The 20,629-nt window shown below is 69.1% G+C and carries 20 protein-coding genes; 9 read left to right on the top strand and 11 right to left on the bottom strand.

The window, feature by feature from the left end:
* Window positions 1-51: 51 nt before the first annotated feature.
* Genes EIZ44_RS11350 through EIZ44_RS11340 form a run of 3 tightly spaced genes read left to right on the top strand, consistent with a single transcriptional unit; the run spans window position 52 to window position 1,904 of the window.
* On the top strand, window positions 52-876 hold the full coding sequence (locus EIZ44_RS11350) for an NUDIX hydrolase (RefSeq protein WP_134662048.1): 825 nt from the start codon (window positions 52-54) through the stop codon (window positions 874-876).
* Window positions 877-1,653, top strand: coding sequence for an MBL fold metallo-hydrolase (locus tag EIZ44_RS11345; RefSeq protein WP_134728520.1), 777 nt, complete (start codon window positions 877-879; stop codon window positions 1,651-1,653).
* The gene (locus tag EIZ44_RS11340) at window positions 1,650-1,904 is read left to right on the top strand and encodes a glutaredoxin domain-containing protein (protein ID WP_037808395.1); all 255 of its coding nucleotides are present in this window, start codon (window positions 1,650-1,652) and stop codon (window positions 1,902-1,904) included. The genes EIZ44_RS11345 and EIZ44_RS11340 overlap by 4 nt, the downstream gene beginning before the upstream one ends.
* A gap of 783 nt (window positions 1,905-2,687) precedes the next feature.
* Here the strand turns inward: EIZ44_RS11340 and EIZ44_RS11335 are convergent.
* The gene (locus EIZ44_RS11335) at window positions 2,688-3,761 is read right to left on the bottom strand and encodes a DNA polymerase III subunit beta (protein ID WP_134728519.1); all 1,074 of its coding nucleotides are present in this window, start codon (window positions 3,759-3,761) and stop codon (window positions 2,688-2,690) included.
* 289 nt (window positions 3,762-4,050) lie between these two features.
* Window positions 4,051-5,310, bottom strand: a complete 1,260-nt coding sequence (locus EIZ44_RS11330) for an MFS transporter (protein ID WP_134728518.1) — start codon at window positions 5,308-5,310, stop codon at window positions 4,051-4,053.
* A 92-nt stretch (window positions 5,311-5,402) separates the two neighbouring features.
* Between EIZ44_RS11330 and EIZ44_RS11325 the strand changes: the two genes are divergently transcribed.
* Window positions 5,403-6,560 carry a glycosyltransferase gene (locus tag EIZ44_RS11325; RefSeq protein ID WP_134728517.1) on the top strand — a complete coding sequence of 386 codons (1,158 nt, stop codon included), beginning with the start codon at window positions 5,403-5,405 and terminating at the stop codon, window positions 6,558-6,560.
* Window positions 6,561-6,981: 421 nt separating this feature from the next.
* Here EIZ44_RS11325 and EIZ44_RS11320 read toward each other — a convergent pair whose 3' ends face one another.
* Both EIZ44_RS11320 and EIZ44_RS11315 read right to left on the bottom strand, forming a co-directional pair.
* Entirely contained in the window at window positions 6,982-7,656 is a 675-nt protein-coding gene (locus EIZ44_RS11320) for a Crp/Fnr family transcriptional regulator (protein ID WP_009084463.1), read from the bottom strand.
* A 159-nt stretch (window positions 7,657-7,815) separates the two neighbouring features.
* Window positions 7,816-8,067, bottom strand: a complete 252-nt coding sequence (locus EIZ44_RS11315) for a hypothetical protein (protein ID WP_037369289.1) — start codon at window positions 8,065-8,067, stop codon at window positions 7,816-7,818.
* Window positions 8,068-8,304: 237 nt separating this feature from the next.
* Between EIZ44_RS11315 and nth the strand changes: the two genes are divergently transcribed.
* From nth to EIZ44_RS11295, 4 genes are read left to right on the top strand one after another with little or no spacing between them, the layout of a single operon-like run.
* Entirely contained in the window at window positions 8,305-8,988 is a 684-nt protein-coding gene (gene nth / locus EIZ44_RS11310) for an endonuclease III (RefSeq protein ID WP_134728547.1), read from the top strand.
* Complete coding sequence (locus EIZ44_RS11305) at window positions 8,985-9,587, top strand: TlpA family protein disulfide reductase (protein WP_037808386.1); 603 nt, start codon at window positions 8,985-8,987, stop codon at window positions 9,585-9,587. The genes nth and EIZ44_RS11305 overlap by 4 nt, the downstream gene beginning before the upstream one ends.
* Entirely contained in the window at window positions 9,584-10,300 is a 717-nt protein-coding gene (locus EIZ44_RS11300; RefSeq protein WP_037808385.1) for an NUDIX hydrolase, read from the top strand. Before EIZ44_RS11305 ends, EIZ44_RS11300 begins: the two co-directional genes overlap by 4 nt.
* Before the next feature lie 7 nt (window positions 10,301-10,307).
* Window positions 10,308-11,492: a MarP family serine protease gene (locus EIZ44_RS11295; protein ID WP_037808384.1), complete on the top strand. Its 1,185-nt coding sequence runs from the start codon at window positions 10,308-10,310 to the stop codon at window positions 11,490-11,492.
* A 207-nt stretch (window positions 11,493-11,699) separates the two neighbouring features.
* Here the strand turns inward: EIZ44_RS11295 and EIZ44_RS11290 are convergent, their stop codons facing one another.
* The 3 genes from EIZ44_RS11290 to nhaA are packed head-to-tail and all read right to left on the bottom strand — an operon-like array spanning window position 11,700 to window position 14,379.
* A complete protein-coding gene (locus tag EIZ44_RS11290) occupies window positions 11,700-12,617 on the bottom strand; it encodes an alpha/beta fold hydrolase (protein ID WP_037809338.1) in 918 nt (305 codons plus the stop codon).
* A gap of 20 nt (window positions 12,618-12,637) precedes the next feature.
* Window positions 12,638-13,135 (bottom strand): phage holin family protein, encoded by a 498-nt coding sequence (locus EIZ44_RS11285; protein ID WP_134728516.1) that lies wholly within the window; start codon window positions 13,133-13,135, stop codon window positions 12,638-12,640.
* A 59-nt stretch (window positions 13,136-13,194) separates the two neighbouring features.
* The gene (nhaA, locus tag EIZ44_RS11280; protein ID WP_134728515.1) at window positions 13,195-14,379 is read right to left on the bottom strand and encodes a Na+/H+ antiporter NhaA; all 1,185 of its coding nucleotides are present in this window, start codon (window positions 14,377-14,379) and stop codon (window positions 13,195-13,197) included.
* A 287-nt stretch (window positions 14,380-14,666) separates the two neighbouring features.
* Here nhaA and EIZ44_RS11275 point away from each other — a divergent pair, with 287 nt between their 5' ends.
* Entirely contained in the window at window positions 14,667-16,124 is a 1,458-nt protein-coding gene (locus EIZ44_RS11275) for a peptide MFS transporter (RefSeq protein ID WP_134728514.1), read from the top strand.
* Between the two features lie 49 nt (window positions 16,125-16,173).
* Here EIZ44_RS11275 and EIZ44_RS11270 read toward each other — a convergent pair whose 3' ends face one another.
* The 4 genes from EIZ44_RS11270 to EIZ44_RS11255 all read right to left on the bottom strand — a co-directional run bounded on the left by EIZ44_RS11270 (window position 16,174) and on the right by EIZ44_RS11255 (window position 20,549).
* On the bottom strand, window positions 16,174-16,896 hold the full coding sequence (locus EIZ44_RS11270) for a VIT1/CCC1 transporter family protein (protein WP_037808379.1): 723 nt from the start codon (window positions 16,894-16,896) through the stop codon (window positions 16,174-16,176).
* 323 nt (window positions 16,897-17,219) lie between these two features.
* On the bottom strand, window positions 17,220-17,735 hold the full coding sequence (locus EIZ44_RS11265; protein ID WP_043827095.1) for a DUF6319 family protein: 516 nt from the start codon (window positions 17,733-17,735) through the stop codon (window positions 17,220-17,222).
* A gap of 137 nt (window positions 17,736-17,872) precedes the next feature.
* Window positions 17,873-19,852 (bottom strand): acetate--CoA ligase, encoded by a 1,980-nt coding sequence (gene acs / locus EIZ44_RS11260; protein WP_037808375.1) that lies wholly within the window; start codon window positions 19,850-19,852, stop codon window positions 17,873-17,875.
* 118 nt (window positions 19,853-19,970) lie between these two features.
* Window positions 19,971-20,549, bottom strand: coding sequence for a GNAT family N-acetyltransferase (locus tag EIZ44_RS11255; protein ID WP_134728513.1), 579 nt, complete (start codon window positions 20,547-20,549; stop codon window positions 19,971-19,973).
* Window positions 20,550-20,629 lie beyond the last annotated feature (80 nt).

Raw genomic sequence — 20,629 nt, 5'->3', positions numbered from 1 at the left:
GGTGACACAAGTAATCCGCGACGCGTACGGATTGCGAGGTATGTTGCCCGGGTGGAACGGCCGCGTGAATTCGTTTTCGACATCCCCGCCCGTCCCGGCATCGCGATCCGGGACAACGCGGATGGCCCGCCGGCGACCCCGAAGGACGCCGCCACGGTGATCCTGCTGCGGGACGTTTCGGACGGCGTGGAGGTCTTCCTCCAGCACCGCGTCATGGGCATGGCGTTCGCCGGCGGGATGACGGTGTTCCCTGGCGGCGGGGTCGATCCGCGCGACGCCGACGCCTCCGTGGCGTGGGCCGGGCCGCCGCCGTCGTGGTGGGCCGAGCAGTTCACCTGCGACGAAAGCCTCGCCCGCGCTCTCGTTTGTGCCGCGGTTCGGGAGACGTTCGAGGAGTCCGGCGTGCTGCTGGCCGGGACCGAGGACGCGGTCGTCGCCGACGTCACGCCGTACCACGAAGCGCGGAAAGCGTTGGAATCACGGGAAATCTCGCTCGCCGGTTTCCTCGCCGACGCCGGTCTCACGTTGCGCGCGGACCTGCTGCACCCGTACGCGCACTGGGTCACGCCGCCGCAAGAACAGCGTAGATACGACACCCGCTTCTTCGTCGCGAAGCTGCCTGAAGGCCAGCGCGCGGACGGCGCGACCTCGGAAGCCGCTGCCGCCGGCTGGCAACCGCCCGCCGAGGCAGTCGCGGACGCGCGCGAAGGCCGTCGCGCGTTGATGCCGCCGACGTGGCTGACGCTCGTCGAACTCGCCGAGTTCTCGCAGGCCGATGCGGTGCTCGCCGAGCCGCGCGAGATCGTGAAGACTGTGCCGACCCTGGTCCGGGACGGCGAGAACATCCGCGTTGTCCTCGATACTTCGGAGTCCTGAGTGACCGCTCCCGCTTATGGCGTGCTGCGCCGTGTTTCCGAAACCGCGTCGGTGCTGCTGGAAAACAATCCTTCGACGATGACCCTGGAGGGCACCAACACGTGGGTGCTGCGCGGTGGCGACGCCGCGGCCGCCGTGGTCGTCGACCCCGGCTACCACGATCTGGAGCACCTGGAGAAGCTCGCCGCCGTCGGTCCGGTCGAGCTGATCCTGCTGACCCACCACCACCCGGATCACGCCGAAGGCGCCCTCTGGTTGGCGTCGAAAACCGGCGCGCCGGTACGAGCCTTCGACGCTTCCCTCTGCATCGACGCACCCGCGTTCGCCGACGGCGACTCCTTCTCGGCGGGTGGCCTGGACTTCACCGTCCTGCACACCCCCGGCCACACCGACGATTCAGTGTCGCTGCTGGTCGGAGGCCAGATCCTGACCGGAGACACAATCCTCGGCCGAGGCACGACGGTCCTGCACGACCTGGGCGACTACCTCCGCTCGCTGCGCAAACTGATCGCACTCCCGACCGGCACCCCAGGCCTGCCCGGCCACGGCCCGGAGCTGCCGGACCTGCCCGCCACCGCGCGGGAGTATTTGGAGCACCGGGAACAGCGCTTGGATCAGGTGCGTTCCGCCTTGCGAACGCTCGGCGAAGACGCAACGCCGCGGCAAGTGGTCGAGGTGGTGTACGCCGACGTCGACCGCGCGCTGTGGGCACCGGCCGAGGCGAGCGTGCGCGCACAACTGGAGTATCTACGGGCGTCTTCGGAGGACGGACAATGAGCAACGTCGAGGTCGAGTTCTACTGGCGCCCAGGCTGCGGCTTCTGCTCAGCCCTGCGCCGCCCCCTGCTGGAAAGCGGTTTGCCGGTAAGGGAAATCAACATCTGGGAAGAACCGGGCGCGGCCGAACGAGTGCGCGAGGTAGCGAACGGCAACGAGACGGTGCCCACGGTAATCGTGGGGTCGACCGCGTTGGTGAACCCGACTTTCGACGAGGTCAAGGCTGCGGTGGCTGCGGAGTCGGCTGCCTGAGGTTGTTTCAGGCGCGCTGAGTGGAGCCTGGGGATGCTTCAGGCGCGCGGCTGGTGGCTGCGCAGGCCCTGGCACGCTCCGCGTGCGAGACCGTTGCCGCCGGGCGTGTGCCGTGCCGCGGGTCGTCCTAGTGCCATGGCGTGCCGCACAGGCCCGCTGCTCTGGGCTCGCTCGGGCGAGCCCGAGCGCCCTGGCGGTTTCCCGGGCACGCGGCACCGGCCCAGCCGCTGCGGGCTCGCTCGGGTGCGCCCTAGCCCTAGTGCCCTGGCGGTTTCCCGGGCATGCCGCACCGGCTCGGCGGCTGTGGGCTCGCTCGGGTGCCCCAGAGCAGGCCGGGGTGGCATGGGCGCAGACGGCGTCTGGCCCGTCGCCGCGCACTTCCGCGCACGGCGGACCGCCGGAAGTGCCCACGGCCAACCGACGGCGACATGCCCCGGCCCCGGAGCACGCTCAGCGTGCGAGACGGCTTCTGGCCCACCACGGCCCGCCTGAGCGCGACTTGGCCCGAGGTGGGCATGGTGCGGCTGCGCTTTGCGCCGCTCAGCCCAGCCCAGCCCAGCCCGGCTCGGCCCGGCCCGGCTCGGCCCGGCTCGGCCCGGCTCGGCCAGCCCAGTCCGGCTCGACTCGTCCCGGCTCAGTGCAGTCCGCCCAGCCTGGCCACTCGCCCCGGCATTGGCCCGCCGTTCGGCCGCCACCACGCGGCCGAACCCGTGACGACTCCGGTTCGCACCCCGCCCGGTGCGAGCCAGCCGTCAGGCCGAAGCCCGAGTCGGCATTCGCCGGTTACCGGGACAGCATCGGCATCAAGTAGTACTTCAATGCCACCTCCCGTCCGTCCTCGTCGGCTGGGGTCAGGACGCACGCTCGCAGCCCTGGCTGGATTGCCAGTCGGACGCGTTCTCCGCTGAACGGGGCTAGGGCGTCCAGCAGGTACCGGGCCTGGAAGGACGGGGACGTTCGGCCGCCGCAAACGTTTGCTTTCAGGTGTTCTTCTGCCTCGCCGGTGTCTTGGCGGGCGCTGGCCAGGCGGAGGTGGGCGTCGCCGACTTCGAGGGTCAGGACTCGGCGGTCTTCGGAGTAGACGCCGACTCGGCGGATGGCTGCGGCTAGCTCGTCGGCACCTACCTCGACTTCTGTGTCTACCGCGTCGGACGGGATGGAGTCCGCGGACAGGAAGCCTGCGTCCAGGACCGCTGTGGTGACGGTGCCTCCTGCCCAGCTCAGGGCGAAGTGACTGGGGTCGGCGTGCAGTCCCATGGCACCGACGCTGTGGCGGGCGGCTTCGGTCAGCAGGGTGGCTGGGACCAGGACGTCGATGGGTCCCCGGACCTCCCGCAGCGGCAGGCGGGCGACGGCCATGCGGTAGCGGTCCGAGGCGGTCAGGCACAGTTCGCCGCCGATTGATTGCACTCGTACGCCGGTGAAGATCGGGAGTGGGTCGTCCTTGGCGGCGGTGCCCGCGACGGTGCGCAAAGCCGTGCCGAGGGCCGCACCGTCTACTTTGGACAGCAGGGGTGGCGGTTCCGGCACGTGGAGCAGGTCGCGGTCCAGCAAAGGCAGGGCGAAGCGGGCACTGTCCGTTCGGATCGCGAGGCGGGTTCCTTCGACGGCTAACCGGACCTGGTCGACATCCAGCATGCGGACCGTTTCGGCGAACGGCGCGGCTGGTACTACGACCTCGCCGTCGAGATGGGTCGTCGCCGGGCAGGACAACTGGACGGCCAAATCACGATCGCTCCCGGACACGACGAGGCCGTCAGCGTTCGCCCGCAAACGCAGGCGGGCTTGCCTCGACAGGAGTCGGGCCGCGGCGCTCGCGACCGCCGCCAGCGGCCGCACGAAGGATGTGAGATCCATGCCACGCAAAGTAGCGGCGGCCACCGACAAAAACGGCGGACAAGGTGGTTGAGCTGCGGAAACAGAGGAGACCCGCCAGTGAGGATGGGGCCACCCGGCCCGAGAAAACCCGGGAACGGCTACCCGGCGGCGCTGCCGGGTGAGGTGGGCAAGGGGGCTCGGGTGGTTCCTCGACCGTGGCGAGGCGGGCACCATCCGCGGATAGAAGCGAGTCGCGCAGGGGCGGGCAAGCAGGCTCGAGCGGTGCCCCAACAGTGACGAAGCGACACCAGCCGTAGGAAGAGCCGAGCTACCCAGCAACCCCAACAAGAGCACCGTCAGCAGGCGCCGGCGAAGCAGCCCGCACAGTCCCGCGCAGCAGCCACACCACCACTGCCAGCGCGACACCCGCCACGCCAGCCGCCAGGAACGCAGCAGCCGTCCCGGAATGTTCGACCAGGTAGCCGCTCACCGATTGGCCTGCCGCTAGCCCCAGCGTCACCGCCGTGAGGACCCAGCCGAATGCCTCTGCCGCGGTGCCGCGCGGGGCGACGACCTCGATGGCCGCGGAGTGGGTCGTCGACTGGGGCGTGATCATTGCGCCGGCCAGCAGCATCAGCAGTGCCAGCGCCCACAGGCTCGACGGAAGCGCAAGCAGGGCAACGAAAGCACCGAAGCCGCCCAGCAGGATCGGCAGGCGCAGGCCCAGGCGGCGCGGCCACGGGTGCAGGCTGTAGGCCACGCCGAACGCCACCGAACTCAACGACCACGCGGACAGCAGCAGACCGCTGAGCGAGGGGTGGCCGGATTCCGTCGCAGCGGCGGGCACGGCGACCTCCACGAACCCGATCACCATGCCGAAACCGAGCGCGGCCAGCGCGAGCGTCCGCATTCCGGGGCTGGCCAGCGCGCCGAGCAGCGGCGTCTTCGCCTTCGGGGCCGGACCCCACGCGCGCACGGTCGGGTTCAGCGCGAACAGCACCGCGCCGGTGACCATGGTGATCGCGCCGACGATCATGCCGGTGCCCGCCCACGGCGCGGTGATCAGCAGGCCCGCGATGCCGGGGCCGAGGATGAAGAAGACCTCCATGCTGATCGCCTCATAGGACAGCGCGGCGTTGCGCGCCGGCCCCTCCGGCAGGATTTTCGTCCACAGCGCCCGCGACGCCGAGCCGACCATCGGCTCCGAAAGCCCGGTCGCGGCGGCCAGCGGGATCAGCACGAACGTCGGCAGGTGCGCCTCGATCGCGATCGCGAGCGACGCCATCGACAGCGCGAACACCGCTGCGACGACCAGCAGCGGACGGCTCGGCCCGAACCGGTCGATCAGCCTGCCCTGCACGACCGCGCCCACCGAGACCCCGGCGAGCGAGCTCGCGGAGACCAGCCCGGCGGCGGCGAACGAACCGGTTTCGCGCTGCACGTACAGCAGCGCGGAAATGCCGATCATCGCGATCGGGAGCCGGGCGAGGATCGACGCGATCACCGGGCCGCGCGAGCCAGGGGCGGTCAGCGCGGCGCGGTAGTCGGCGAGCGTGGTGCGGCCTTCGGAGTGGGCAGACTGGGACACGCGTACTAGTATGACGAAATTGGTACGGAGGTACCAGTAATTTCCCGGTCATCTTGGTCACGCCCGATCGGGTCAGTCAGTACGCTCGCGCGATGCGGCTGATGTTCTCCTCCGGAGCTGGGTACAGCCATCTCGCGCCGATGCTTCCGCTCGCCAAGGCGGCCCGCGCCGCTGGGGACGAGGTCGCGTTCGTGACCGGTCCGGAAGCCGTTCAGTACTTGGAAAACACCGGTCTGCAGGCGGTGTCGGTGGGGCAGCCGAGCGACCCCGCCGCCGCGGCCTCGATGTGGCAGCGGGCTCGCGAGGAGATGGCCGGGATGACCGCGGACGAGCGGCTCTCCCACCTGGTCGCCGAGTACATGGTCGGGCTCGGCGCGGCCGCGCGGCTCGACGCCATGGTCGAGTTCGTCCGCGACTGGCGGCCGGATCTCGTCATCGCCAACCTCGCCGAACGCGCGGCCGTGATGGCTGCGTGCCTGTCCGGCGTCCCGTACGCGATGCACGCGATCGGTCCGCCGAAGTCCGCCGCGACGATGGAGCGGGCCTGGGAAGTCGCCAACGGTCTGGTCCGGGAACGCGGACTCGACGAGCTGCCGCCGCGCGACGGCGTGCCGTACCTGGACTTCTGGCCGACGGGATTGATCCCGCCTGACGTCGCCTGGGAGTACCCGACGCGCTGGCCGCTCCAGCCCGCTGGCGTGACGCCGACGCCCGGTCCGCGCCCGGCAGTCCTCGACGGGCTGCCCTACGACCGGACCGTCTACGTCACCCTCGGCACCACCCACAACGCTCGGCCCGGCGTGCTGGAGGGAATGGTGGCCGCGCTGCGCGACGAGCCGGTGAACGTCGTGGCGACGATCGGCCGGGACGGCGACGTCGGCCGGTTCGGACAGCAGCCGGACCACGTGCGGATCGAGCAGTTCGTGCCGCAGACGCAGCTGCTGCCCGCTGTCGACGCGGTGGTCTGCCACGGCGGCTCGGCGACCGTCCTAGGCGCGCTCGCGCACGGCGTGCCGCTGGTGGTCCTGCCGCTGGCGACTGATCATTTCGAAGTCGCCGCGCAGATCCAGGCCGCGGAAGCCGGAATCGCGGTCGACTCCGGCGACGGAATCCTCGATGCGGTCCAGACGGTGCTCGCGGGTCCGGCCTACCGGGCGTCCGCGGCGGCGCTGGCCGCCCAGATCGCTGAGCAGCCCGCTCCGGCGGCGGTGGCGGCCCGGTTGCGTGACCTAAAGGTCTCGATCCGATAACACCAGCTGGATTCTTCGTGAACTCGTGCAACGAAGACGCGGTCTTGGCGTCCTTGAGGGTGAATGGCCTTGAATTCGTGAGTTTTGGCCGTGATGGTTGAACGACAGCCCATTACGGGCTGGACAGCACTGCAGCACCCAGCTCCCTCCGGCATATGGGTCGGGGCCTGGTCCGGAGGGCGGGGAGCGCGGGTCGTCGGGGGATGATCCGTGCGCAGGCGAGGAGCCGGTGCGCCACGTCGGGGGTGGCGCCCGGCTCCTTGTCATTTTCCCGGCCGGAGCGGCCGAAGCCGGCGGCGACACGGGCCCGGAGCGGGATGCCGCTCTTGTGGGGGACAGCCCGGTATGCACGCACGAAGGCCACCCCCAGTAGGAGGTGGCCTTCGAAAAACCCGTGCGGATTAACCCACTCGGGGGAAGATCAGCGGGCGCGGCGAGCGAGCCGCTCCGGGTCGAGGATCAGCACGCTCTTGCCCTCGAGCCGCAGCCAGCCGCGGTGCGCGAAGTCGGCGAGCGCCTTGTTGACGGTCTCGCGGGACGCGCCGACGTACTGGGCGATCTCTTCCTGCGTCAGGTCGTGCGTGACCCGCAGCAGGCCCGCCTCCTGGCTGCCGAAGCGCTGCGCCAGCTGCAGCAGCGCACGGGCCACGCGGCCGGGGACGTCGGTGAAGATCAGCTCCGCGACCATGTTGTTCGTGCGGCGCAGGCGGCGCGCGACGACGCGCAGCAGCTGCTCGGCGATCTCCGGGCGGGTGGCGATCCACTGCCGCAGCGCCGGGCGGTCCATGGTGACCGCGCGGACCTCGGTGACCGTCGTGGCGCCGGACGTGCGCGGGCCGGGGTCGAAGATGGACAGTTCGCCGAACATGTCGGACGGACCGGCGATCCACAGCAGGTTCTCGCGGCCGTCCGGGGACTTGCGGCCGATCTTCACCTTGCCGGACTGGATGATGTACAGCCGGTCGCCCGGCTCGCCCTCGTTGAAGATGACATGGCCGCGGGGGAACTCCACGGATTCCAAGGTCTGGGCCAGCGCCTCCGCCGCTGCCGGCTCCACACCCTGGAAAATGCCCGCACGGGCCAGGGTTTCGTCCACCTCGGGTGCCTCCTCGTCGAGAAACGATCACTTCCTTCGCAGGTCGAAGGCAGTGTCGCCGATCACTTTCGCGTCAGTCTAGGGCGTGTCGGGCAGATCGCTCGTCAGCTCGCCGCGCCCGGCGCGGCTGCCTGGAACGATCACGTCCGACTGAGCAGCCTAACTCCGCACCTTGCGCGCGCGTAGCCTGGCTGCCCGTCCGCCGAGCCTGCGGAGCCGGAACAGCTCGAGCGCGCGGCCGATCCCGTGCCCGTACAGGGCCCTGACCTCGTTGGGCTGGGCCTGCTCCAGGAACTCCTCGACCTCGTTCTCCTGAACCGCGACGTGCTTGAGCCTGCTCTCGACCCGTTCCATGAACAACGCGAAGAACATGATCACCAGCGGGACCAAGATCACGAACCACACGGTCATGCCACAGCTCCGCTGTTTTCGGTGACGCACTCGGTCATGGATCTCCAGATCCTCGCTCAGGGCGGACGCGCGGCCCGCAGAGGTGGTGCTCTGGCGGTTCGGCCGTCCACCGGCGGATGCTCCCGACCGGCTCGTCCGACTCGCCCGTAGGCTATCGGGGTGCCCCCTGTTGTCCCGAACGGGCCCCGCGCGGACCGCGAAGAAAGCCGGCTCGCTCTCGTGAGACGCGCCCGGCGGATGAAACGTTGCCTCGACGAGGTTTATCCGGACGCTAAGGCCGAGCTGGACTTCACGAATCCGCTGGAACTGCTGGTCGCGGTGGTGTTGTCGGCGCAGACCACGGACGTGCGGGTGAACCTCGTCACGCCCGCATTGTTCAAGAAGTACCGCACCGCGGCCGATTACGCCGGAGCGGAGCGGGCCGAACTCGAGGAATACCTGCGCACGACCGGGTTTTTCCGGGCGAAGGCGAATTCGCTGATGGGTCTCGGCGCGGCGCTCGTGGAGCGCTACGGCGGCGAGGTGCCGAAGAAACTGGACGACCTAGTCACGCTGCCCGGCGTCGGCCGCAAGACCGCGAATGTCGTGCTCGGCAACGCTTTCGACGTGCCGGGAATCACAGTGGACACTCACTTCGGCCGCCTCGTGCGGCGCTGGGGCTGGACCGCGGAAGAGGATCCGGTCAAGGTCGAGCACGCGGTCGGCGAGCTGATCCCGCGCAAAGAGTGGACGTCACTCTCCAATCGCGTGATTTTCCACGGCCGCCGCGTGTGCCACGCGCGGAAACCGGCCTGCGGTGCGTGTCCGCTGCGGAAGGACTGCCCGTCGTTCGGCACCGGGCCCACCGAGTTCGAGGTGGCCGCGAAGCTGGTCAAGGGCCCGGAGAAGGACCACATTCTCGAGCTGGCGGCGCGCGGGTGACTGCAGTCACCAAATGGGCGCTCGGGGTCGCGGTGCTGGCGGTGGCCGCGTTGGTCGCCGTCCTGACGCTGCGCGGCGGCGATTCGACGGCCGCGCCGCCCGCGTCCGGCGACCTCACCGCGGCGCGCGCGGCGGCGAAGCTCCAGGCTTGTCCGCCCGCCGCGGCGAAGGCGGTCGGCCAGCTGTCCGGGATCGAGGCGGACTGCCTCGGCGACGGGTCCAGGGTGGACGTCGGCAAGGTCCTCGGCGGCGGTCCGGTGCTGGTCAACGTGTGGGCGTCGTGGTGCCAGCCGTGCCGCACCGAACTGCCGGTGCTGCAGCGGTACGCCGCCGAGCCGGGTGCGGTGCGCGTGGTCGGCGTGCAGGTCGCGAGCCCGGCTTCGGACGGGCTCGGCCTGTTCCAGCGACTCGGCGTGCACCTGCCGTCGCTCTACGACGGCGACGGCCAGACCGGTCCCATCCGCACCGCGCTCAAGGTGCCCTCGTCGCTGCCCGCGTCGTACCTGGTCACCGCGGACGGCCAGGTCCGGTTCATCGCGAACCCGCGGGTGTTCGACAACACTGACCAGGTGCGCGCTGCTGTGAAGGACTACTCATGACCACCGGACCGCTCGTCGAACCCGAAGCCGTGCCGGAATGGCTGCGGCCGCTGGTGAAGGTGTCCGGCGAGGTCGACAGCCGCACGTTCACCCGGTTCAGCCCGCCGGAAGACCTGCTCACCCGCGCCGCCGCGGTGCTCATTCTCTTCGGCGAACGGCCCGGCGGAGACGGTCCGGACGTCCTGTTGCAGCGGCGGGCGGACACGCTCGGCTCGCACGCCGGGCAGGTTTCGTTCCCCGGCGGCGGCGCGGAGGACGGCGACGACGGCCCGGTCGGCACGGCGCTGCGCGAGGCCGAGGAGGAGACCGGCGTCGACCCGTCGGGGATCCTGCCGGTCGCGGTGCTGCCAGAGCTGTTCGTGCCGGTGTCGAGGTTCGCGGTGACGCCGGTGCTGGCGCATTGGCACACCCCGTCGCCGGTGCGCGCGGTCGATCCGGCCGAGACGGCGGCGGTCGCGCGGGTGTCGCTGGCCGACCTCGCCGACCCGGCCAACCGGTTCACCGTGCGCCGCGGCGACGCGTCGTGGCGAGGTCCGGCGTTCACCGTCGACGGCCTGTTCGTCTGGGGTTTCACCGCCGGTCTGCTGTCCGTGCTGCTCTCGCTCGGCGGCTGGGAACGGGAGTGGGACACCGGCGATGTGCGCGAGCTTGACGTAGCGTGGGCCGAACATCAGGGCCGGTCGGCGGCCCGGGACGGTTCTATCGAGGAGTGACGGCGCGGTGAACTGGGTCGATGTCGTCGTCCTGCTGCTCGCGGTCATGGCCGCGGTTTCCGGTGCGTTCCAGGGCGTGATCGTCGCGCTGCCCGCGCTCGTGGGCGTCGCGCTGGGCGCGGTGGCCGGGGTGAAGCTGGCGCCGTTCGTGATCAGCCTTTTCGACAGTCCGGTCGCCAAGGTGGCTTTCGCGTTCGCGGTGGTCGTGTTCCTGATCGTGCTCGGCGAGACGCTCGGCGTGTGGGTCGGGCGGAAGCTGCGGCAGAAGATCAATCCGGACAAGCTTTCCGGCATCGACAAGACGCTCGGTGCGATCTTGCAGGCGGCCGCGGTGTTCGTGGTCGCTTGGCTGGTCGCTAATCCGTTGACTACGGTGTCGGCGATTCCCGGGTTGGCTAAGTCGATCAACTCGTCGGTCGTGCTGGGTGAGGTCAACGACCTGATGCCTGCTGAGGCGCAGGGGCTTCCCAGTGATCTGCGGAAGTTGCTTGACGCGTCTGGGTTTCCGTCTGCGTTGTCGCCGTTTGAGAAGGCGCCTTCGGCGGATACGCCGCCGCCGGATACTTCGCTCAATGTGTCCGCTGTGGCTAAGCGGGTGCATCCCAGTGTGGTGAAGATTCGGGGGAACGCGCCTTCTTGTTCTCGGGCGCTTGAGGGCAGTGGGTTTGTGGTTGCGCCGCAGCGGGTTATGACCAATGCGCATGTGGTGGCGGGGACTGACGAGGTCGGGATTGAGTCGACTTCGGGGGATTATCGGGCTCGGGTTGTTTACTTCAATCCGGAGGTTGATATTGCGGTGTTGGCGGTGCCTGGGTTGAAGGCGCCGGTGTTGCCGTTCGCGCCGCAGACTGCTCGGGCTGGGGATAATGCGGTGGTGTTGGGGTATCCGTTGGATGGGCCCTATACGGCTACTCCGGCTCGGGTTCGGGGGCGGATTAATTTGCGGGGGCCGGATATTTATGACTCTCGTACTGTGCAGCGGGATGTGTTTACTGTGCGGGGGACCGTGCGGAGCGGGAATTCCGGGGGGCCGATGATTACTCCTGACGGGGATGTCATCGGGGTGGTGTTTGGGGCTGCGGTGGAGGATCCGGATACCGGGTTTACGTTGACCGCGGATCAGGTGCGCAGTGAGGTTGATGCTGCTTCGTCGCAGACTGCTCGGGTGGGGACTGGGGCTTGCGCTAGTTGAGTTCTCGTCGCCTGGCGGCGACATCGGGCGCTGGTTGCGTGGGGCACCCCGAAGCTTGATTGTGCTGACGGTCTGGGGGTGCTTGTCAAGGCGGGAAAGATGCCTTGACAAGCACCCCCAGACCGCAGGGGAGCTTCGTATCGGGGTGCGGGGGAGGGGCTGGGTGCTTCGCTTGTTGGGTGGGTTTGTTGCGGGTTGTTGTTGTCGTTAGCGGATGAAGTCCACAACGGACTTTGTTACTCGGTCTGGGTCTTCTAGCTGGGGGAAGTGGCCGATGCCTGGCCAGAGTTTTGGTTCGCTGTGCGGGCCTGCCCAGTGGACTGACGCCAGTGCGGTTTCCGGGAGGATGCAGGTGTCGTCCGCGCCGTGCAACTGCAGTACGGGGGCGGTGATGCGGGCGTTGACTGCGTCGGTGAAGCGTCTGCCTTCGCCTCGGAACTGGGCGCGGAAGGCCCAGCGGTAGTACTCCAGTGCGGAGTGGGCGACGCCTGGGACCAGCATGGCTTGGCGGAACGGCGGCAGGGTCTCGGTGAAGTCCGAGGAGGAGCGCCAGGTCTCGCCGGACCATTTGCCGAACAGTTCTTCCACTGCCGCCGCGTTGTCGCGGACCAGCCATTTTTCCGGGGCCATCGGTACCTGGAAGCGGAAAAGGTGGCCTGCGGCGCGGATCTGGCTGCTCGTGCGCTTCACCGCCGACTTGAACGCTAGCGGGTGTGCGGCGCCGATGGCGGTCACCGAGGACACCAGGCGGGGGTGCAGTGCCGCGACTGTCCAGGCGAGCATGCCGCCCCAGGCGTGGCCTACCAGGTGTGCCCGGCGGGCGCCCAGGGTCTTGATCAGGCCGCCTACGTCGCCTGCCAGGGTCCACGCGTCATAGCCGCGCGGGGGTTTGTCCGAGTCGCCGTAGCCGCGCAGATCTACCGCTACCGCGCGGAAACCGGCGTCGGCCAGCGCGGGCAGCTGGTGTCGCCAGGTCCACCAGAAACCCGCGAACCCGTGCAGGAGCAGCACTAACGGGCCCTCGCCGCATTCGGCTACGTGCAGGCGGATGCCGTTGGCCGAGACGTCGCGATGCGTCCACGGCCCGTCGACCCGCACGCTCGACGGGTCCGGCGTCAGCTCCACCACCGGCGCGCGGGCTGGCGTCAGCCCTGCGTCGAGGGCAGGTCGTCGTCTTCGACCGGCTTGCGCTTGAACGCCTCGGCCGTCTCCTTGACGCTGCTGATCGTGCGTTCCGGCGCGCGCAGCTTCTTCACCTTGCGCCAGCCGAGGAACGCGGTCGCGCCCACGGTGATCAGCATCAGGCCGAACACCGTCGCGAACGCGGGCCAGCGGATGCCCCACCAGTCCGACAGACCCTCGGCGATCAGCAGGAACAGGAAGAAGGTGCTGTACAGAAAGACGGTGAGGGCGATCAGGAAGAAGACCGTCCCCTTGAGCGCCTTCTTCGCTTCCTGCGCCAGCTCGGCTTTCGCCAGCTCGATTTCGGCGCGGACCAGCGTCGACAGGTGCTGGGTGGCGTCGCCGACGAGCTTGCCGATGGACTGCTCGCTCGCCGCGGCTTCCTCGTCGCTGGACAGGGGCAGGTACGGCACGGCCCCCACGCCGTCGGGGCTGGTGCGCTCGTGTTTGGGGCTGCTCACTGGGTCATCGTGCCACGTGGCCGTACGCGAGGCGCGACGGACCGGCGGGAGTGTCGGGATCAACCCGCCTTCGCGTGTACCCGGCTGCGCCGCAGGAGCAGCACGGCGGCGGTCAGCGAGGCGATCGCGGAGGCGATCAAGACGGCCGCCTTGGCCACTTCGGCCATGTCCTCAGGCAGGGCGAGTTCGGCGATCAGCAGGCTGACGGTGAACCCGACGCCGCCGAGAACGGACAGCGCGGCCACGTCTCGCCAGCTCATCCCGCTGGGCTTTTCCGCGACGTGCAGCTTCACCGCCAGCAGGCTCGCCCCGAAGATGCCGACGAACTTCCCGACGACCAGTCCGATGAGGACAGCCAGCGGCAACGCGGTGGTGAAAACCGTCGACAGCGCGTCGCCGTTCACCGAAATCCCCGCGGCGAACAAGGCGAACACCGGCACCGCGACCGCCGCTGACCACGGCTGCAAGCGGTGCTCGAGCCGGACCGCGGGTGCTTCCTCCTCGCCCTCGTCCTCGCGGACGCGAGTGAGCAGCCCGAGCGCGACGCCGGCGATCGTCGCGTGGATGCCCGCCGAATGCACCGCGACCCAGGTGATCAGCGCGATCGGCACGTACAGCCACGGCGTCCGGACGCGCTTGTGCTGCAGGAAGGCGTAAAGCCCGAGCGCGACCACCGCCACCGCCGCCGCGATCAGGTTGAAACTGCTGGTGAAGAGGATCGCGATGACGAGAATCGCGCCGAGGTCGTCCACCACGGCAAGGGAAAGCAGGAAGACCCGCGCGCTGCTCGGCAGGTTCGAGGCGGTCAGCGCGAGCACGCCGAGCGCGAACGCGATGTCCGTGGCCACCGGGATCGCCCACGCCCGGTCGACGCCGGGCGTGCCCCAGGCGATCGAGAGCGCGAGCACCGCGGGCACGACCATCCCGCCGACCGCGGCGATCACCGGCAGCACCGCCTGCCGCCACCGCGACAGCTCGCCGACCACCAGTTCTCGTTTGAGCTCAAGCCCCGCGACGAAGAAGAACAGCGCGAGCAGGCCGTCCTTCGCCCAGTCGCCGAGGGTGAGGTTGAGGTGCAGGAACTCCGGGCCGAGCCGGAAGTCGCGCAATGCCTCGTAAGCGGGCGCGAGCGGCGAGTTGGCCCAGACCAGGGCGACCGCGGTGGCGGCGAGCAGGATCAGCCCGCCAGTGGTTTCCGTGCGGAGGAAACGGGCGAATTCGGCGACGGCGCGGGCTGGGGTCACGAAAAACTCCTTGTGGGGACGGCGGCTCTCCCGCCGACCAGACTTCCCGGCACACCGATCTCCAGTTTACCGTCCGCAGTCGCCGACTACCGCCCGTTGTGACGAACGGCAACCCAGGACTGCCCGATGACGCTCGCATCTGGCCGAGCCGTACGCAAACGCAGGTCAGCCCGTCGCCGCGGCCAAGTTGTCTAGTCCATACTGACGCCGGTTTTTCGTTCACCTGTTCGCCTTCTAGCATGCCAGGAGAGAACGACAACGATGTTGAATACAGGGACGAGGCAGTAGTGAGCACCCCTATCGACGCCCAGGCCGACACCAGATTTTTCGGGCACCCGAGGGGGTTGGCGAACCTCTTCGGCGTGGAGATGTGGGAGCGCTTCTCCTTCTACGGGATGCAGGGCATCCTCGCCATCTACCTCTACTACCAGGCCGACAAGGGCGGCCTCGGGATCGACCAGAGCGCCGCGCTCGGCATCGTCGGCGCGTACGGCGGCACGGTCTACCTAGCCACGGTCGTCGGCGCGTGGATCGCCGACCGGCTGCTCGGCTCCGAACGCACGCTGTTCTACAGCGCCATCGTGGTGATGATCGGGCACATCGCGCTGGCCGTGCTGCCCGGCCTGACCGGCGTCGGCGTCGGTCTCGCGTGCGTCGCGCTCGGGTCCGGCGGGCTCAAGGGCAACGCGACCTCGGTGGTCGGCACGCTGTACGCCGAGGGCGACGAGCGGCGCGACGCCGGATTCACGATCTTCTACATGGGCGTCAACATCGGCGGGTTCATCGGCCCGCTGCTGACCGGGCTCGCCCAGCAGAACGGCGGCTTCCACCTCGGCTTCGGGCTCGCCGCGATCGGCATGGCGCTCGGGCTGATCCAGTACACGATCGGGCGGAAGAACCTCGGCGCGAAGGCGTCCGAGGTGCCGAACCCGCTGCCGTCCTCGCAGCGCGTGCTCGTGATCGGCGTGGCCGTGGTGATCGTCGCCGCGGTCGTCGCGCTGATCATGTCCGGCGTGGTCACCCCGGACAACCTCGCCGACGTCGTGGTCTACGTGGTCGTCGCGATCTCGGTGGTCTACTTCGTCGCGATCCTGTCCAGCAAGAAGATCACCTCGGACGAGCGCAGCCGGGTGCTGTCGTTCATCCCGATGTACATCGCGAGCGCCGCGTTCTTCTCGCTGTACCAGCAGCAGTCGACGGTCGTCTCGGTCTACAGCGACCAGCGGCTCGACCGCGACCTGTTCGGCTGGACGATGCCGGTGTCCTGGGTCAACTCGATCAACCCGGTGTTCATCATCGTGTTCGCCCCGATCATCGCGGCGGTCTGGACGAAGCTCGGCCCGAAGCAGCCGTCGACGCCGATGAAGTTCGTGCTCGGCACGGTGCTCATGGGCGTGGCGTTCCTGCTGTTCCTGCCGATGGCGCACACCGGGCAGAACGGCAGCCCGCTGCTCGCGCTGGCCGGCATCCTGCTGGTGTTCACGATCGCCGAGCTGATGCTGTCGCCGGTCGGGCTTTCGCTGTCGACGAAGCTCGCGCCGGAGGCGTTCCGGACGCAGATGGTGGCGCTGAACTTCCTGTCGGTTTCGCTGGGCACGGCGATGTCGGGCAAGCTCGCGCAGTCCTACGACCCGCACGACGAGGTGCCGTACTTCAGCATCATCGGCGGCGTCGCGATCGTGGTCGGCGTGGTGTTGCTCGCGCTGATCCCCTTCATCCGCAAGTTGATGAAGGGTGTGCACTAGCGCGGCGCAGCCGCTCCGTTGAGGGTGGTGGCGGGGCGGGGTCCGGGCACTAACCCACGGTGGTGCCGAAAAGCACTCCGACGAAGTAAGTGACGAGCATGGTGAGGGCGCCGACGCCGACGTTTCGGACGATCGCGCGCCCCGCCTGCGCGTTGCCGAGCCTCGCGCTCACGAACCCGGTGAGCGTGAGGCCGACGACCACCGCCAGCGCGCACGCCCAGACGCGGACGCTGACCGACGTCCAGGCGATCGCCAGCAACGGCAGCAGCGCGCCGACGGAGAACGCCAGCAGCGACGCCCACGCCGCCTGCCACGGGCTGGTGAGGTTGTCCGGGTCGATGCCGAGTTCGGCCTCCGCGTGCGCCTGCAGCGGATCCTTGTCGGTCAGCTCGCGCGCGACCTGCTTCGCCAGCTCCGGCGAGAGGCCCTTGTCCTCGTAGATCTGCGCGAGTTCGCGTTCCTCGGCCTCCGGCATCGTTTTCAGTTCGTGCTTCTCGAGCCGCAGCAGCGCGCGTTCGGTGTCGCGTTGGGTGCTCACGCTCACGTATTCCCCGCCGGCCATGGAAAACGCGCCCGCGACGAGCCCGGCAATTCCGGCGGTGAGGATCGTGGTGCTGTCGGTGGTGGCTCCCGCGACGCCGACGACGATGCCCGCGACGGACACGATCCCGTCGTTCGCGCCGAGAACCCCGGCACGCAGCCAGTTCAGCTTGCCGCCGAGGTCCTCGTGCGGTTCGTGCGCGTGCACCGCGTCGCCCATCGTTTCGGTCACGGCTTCAGTGAATCACGGAAATTGTTTCCGCGCGACATTTTCCCGGATTGCAGGAATTCGGTTAAGAAAGGCAATCCTCAATGAATTGTGCCTTGCCTGACCGGGCGAATAGGCTGCCGGAGCGCCACCTGGGCCGAGACGCGAGACCAGCGGTCNCGGAGCGCCACCTGGGCCGAGACGCGAGACCAGCGGTCCGTGAGGGGAACCCTCATTGACTCTGATTCCCTCAGGGTGGCCCTCACGGACTTCTGCGGGGGATGAAACGACGAACGCCCGGGTCCGGAGCCACCGTGGACACCGGACCCGGGCGAACCGGGTCTGACTCAGTTGTCGAGCTCGGCCAGCGCCGCCTTCGCGGCTTCCAGCTCGGCCTCGAGCTGCGCGACCTTCGCGGCCTGCGCCTCGCGGGCGGCGTTGATGACCTCGTCGATCGGGCCGGACAGGTCGTCGTGCAGTTCCTTCGCCGCACGCGAAACCGCCGCGGCCGGAACGGCAAGGCCCTTCGCGACCCACTTGGCGCCGTTCTTCAGCTCGGCCTGCCACTCGCCGTCCGCCGTGCCGGTGACGGTGAGCGTGAGCTCCACGGTGCGGGTCTTCTTCGCCGTCGACGCCGCGGCCTTCGGGCGGCCGCGCTTCGGCTTCGGCGATTCGACCGCCGGGGTCTCCTCAGCCTGCGAAGACTCCGGCTTCGGGGCGTCCGCCGGGGCGCTCGAAGCTTCGGGAGCGGCGGTGGGCTCGGCGACTTCCGGGGCCTCCGGGGTGCCGGCGGCCTGCGGCGATGACTCCGCCGCCGGCCCGGCCGCAGTGTCCTCGTCGTGCGTCAAGGCTTCCACGGACATTCGTGTCGTCTCCTTGCCCGGATCTGGGTTGGGTACGCGGGCATCTTAGAACATGCGTTCGATGCCCGCACTTTCAGGGGATCAATGCAGGAAGGGACCCTCCCAGCCGGGAGGGTCCCTTCCTGACGGTGAAGAACTTACTCCTCCTTGCCGGAGTTCAGCCCGGAGGAGATGAGGTCCATGACCGACGAGTCGGCGAGCGTGGTGACGTCGCCGATCTGCCGGTTCTCCGCGACGTCGCGCAGCAGCCGGCGCATGATCTTGCCGGAGCGGGTCTTCGGCAGCTCGGCCACGACCATGATCTGCCGCGGCTTCGCGATCGGCCCGATCTCCTTCGCGACGTGGTTGCGCAGCTCCTGCACCGCGTCATCCCCGCCGTCGACCGCGTTGCCGCGCAGGATCACGAACGCGACGATGCCCTGTCCAGTGGTCGGGTCCGTCGCGCCGACGACGGCGGCCTCGGCGACCGTCGGATGCGACACGAGCGCGGACTCGACCTCGGTGGTGGAGATCCGGTGCCCGGACACGTTCATCACGTCGTCCACGCGGCCGAGCAGCCAGATGTCGCCGTCCTCGTCGTACTTCGCGCCGTCGCCCGCGAAGTAGTAGCCCTGCTCGGAGAAACGGGACCAGTAGGTGTCGCGGAAGCGCTCGTCGTCGCCCCACACGCCGCGCAGCATCGACGGCCACGGCTTGTCCAGCACCAGGTACCCGCCGCCGCCGTGCGGGACCTCGGTGCCGGTGTCGTCCACGACCTTCGCCGAGATGCCCGGCAGCGCGCGCTGCGCGGAACCCGGCTTGGCGGCGGTGACGCCGGGCAGCGGCGAGATCATGATCGCGCCGGTTTCGGTCTGCCACCACGTGTCGACGACCGGCGTCTTGTTCGCGCCGATCTTGTCGCGGTACCAGATCCAGGCCTCGGGGTTGATCGGCTCGCCCACGCTGCCGAGCACCCGCAGCGAGGACAGGTCGTACTTCGCCGGGATGTCCTCGCCCCACTTCATGAAGGTGCGGATCAGCGTCGGCGCGGTGTAGTAGATCGAGACCTTGTACTTCTGGATGATTTCCCAGTGCCTGCCCTCGTGCGGGGTGTTCGGCGTGCCCTCGTAGACGACCTGGGTCACGCGGTTCGCCAGCGGTCCGTACACGATGTAGGAGTGTCCGGTGATCCAGCCGATGTCGGCGGTGCACCAATAGACGTCTTCGCCCGGCTTGTGGTCGAACACGACATTGTGGGTGTACGCGGTCTGGGTCAGGTAGCCGCCCGAAGTGTGCAGAATGCCCTTCGGCTTACCGGTGGTGCCCGAGGTGTAGAGGATGAACAGCGGGTGCTCGGAATCGAACGCTTCCGGCTTGTGCTCGGTTGACTGCCCGTCGACCAGTTCGTGCCACCACAGGTCGCGGCCCTCGGTCCACGGCGTCTCGCCCTCGAGGTCGCTGCCGGTGCGCCGGACGACGATGACCTTCTGCACGGTTTCCGCGCCCTGCAAGGCTTCGTCGACGTTCGCCTTCATCGGCGCGGCCTTGCCGCGGCGGTACTGGCCGTCCGACGTGATCACGATCTTCGCCGCCGCGTCGTCCACCCGCGCGCGCAGTGCCGTCGGCGAGAAACCGCCGAACACCACGCTGTGCAGGGCTCCGATGCGCGCGCACGCCAGCATCGCGAAAATCGCCTCGGGCACCATCTGCAGCTGGATCGCCACGACGTCCCCGGCGACGACGCCCAGCGACGACAGCGCGTTCGCGGCCTTCGAGACCTCGTCCTTCAGCTGCGCGTAGGTGATGTCGCGCGTGTCGCCCGGTTCGCCGACCCAGTGGATCGCGACCTGGTCCCCGTGGCCGGACTCGACGTGCCGGTCCACGCAGTTGTACGCGACGTTCAGTTTCCCGCCCACGAACCACTTCGCGAACGGAGCATTGGTCCAGTCCAATACCTGGGACCACTTCGTGTCCCACGACAGCCGCTCCGCCTGCCCGGCCCAGAACTGCTCCCGGTCAGCGTCCGCCGTCGCATACATATCGGCCTTCGCGTTCGCCTGACCAGCGAACTCGTCGCTGGGAGGAAACGTGCGGCTCTCCGTGAGCAGGTTGTCCAACGCTGGGGACTGCTCGGTCATGGTGCAAAGCCTCCTGTAGTGCGAACCCGCGGCTCAGGGAACGCTAGCGACGTTAGTCCGCCTACGACAAGGTTGCAGCCACGTTGCGCGCACAGCGCCAAGCGGAGTGCGGCGAGGCTCAGCCGAGGCGGGCGAGCAGCCGGGCACGGGCGCCCGGCCACTCGGCGTCCGTCATCGAGTAGAGCACCGTGTCGCGGGTCGTGCCGTCCGGACGGATCCGGTGCGCCCGCAGCACCCCTTCGCGCAGCGCGCCGAGCCGTTCGATGGCGCGTTGCGAACGGAGGTTGCGGTTGTCGGTTTCCCACGCGACGCGCTGGGCGCCCCAGTCCTCGAAGGCGTTGCGCAGCAGGAGGAATTTGGACTCGGTGTTGAGCGCCGTGCGCTGGAAATCCGCGCCGATCCAGGTGTGCCCGATCGAGAGGATCCGGTGCTTCGCTACTACCTGGTAATAAGAAGTGGTTCCGGCGACGCGGCCGGACGCGACGTCGATCTGCGCCCACGGGCGGCGGTCCTGGTCGGCGAGCGCGTCCTTCACCATCGTCTCGGCTTCGCCGAGGTCGGCGGGCTGGCGGAGGCTCAGCCAGGCCCAGATGCCCGGGTCGGCTCCGGCTTCGAGCAGGCCGGCGGCGTGCTCGAGGCCGAGGGGTTCGAGCCGTACGTGGCGGCCGGACAGAATGGGGTGCTCGCTCCAGGTCACGGGCTCACGCTACGGCGACGAGTGGCTGTGTCGAAGTGCCATTTCCCAGTCATTTCAGCAGTCCACTTTACGGCCGCTTA

Origin of the sequence: Amycolatopsis nivea (assembly GCF_004522235.1) — a bacterium.
GTDB classification, from domain to species: domain Bacteria; phylum Actinomycetota; class Actinomycetes; order Mycobacteriales; family Pseudonocardiaceae; genus Amycolatopsis; species Amycolatopsis nivea.
Note: the sequence above shows the minus strand (reverse complement) of the source record. Positions and strands in the feature narration are given on the sequence as shown.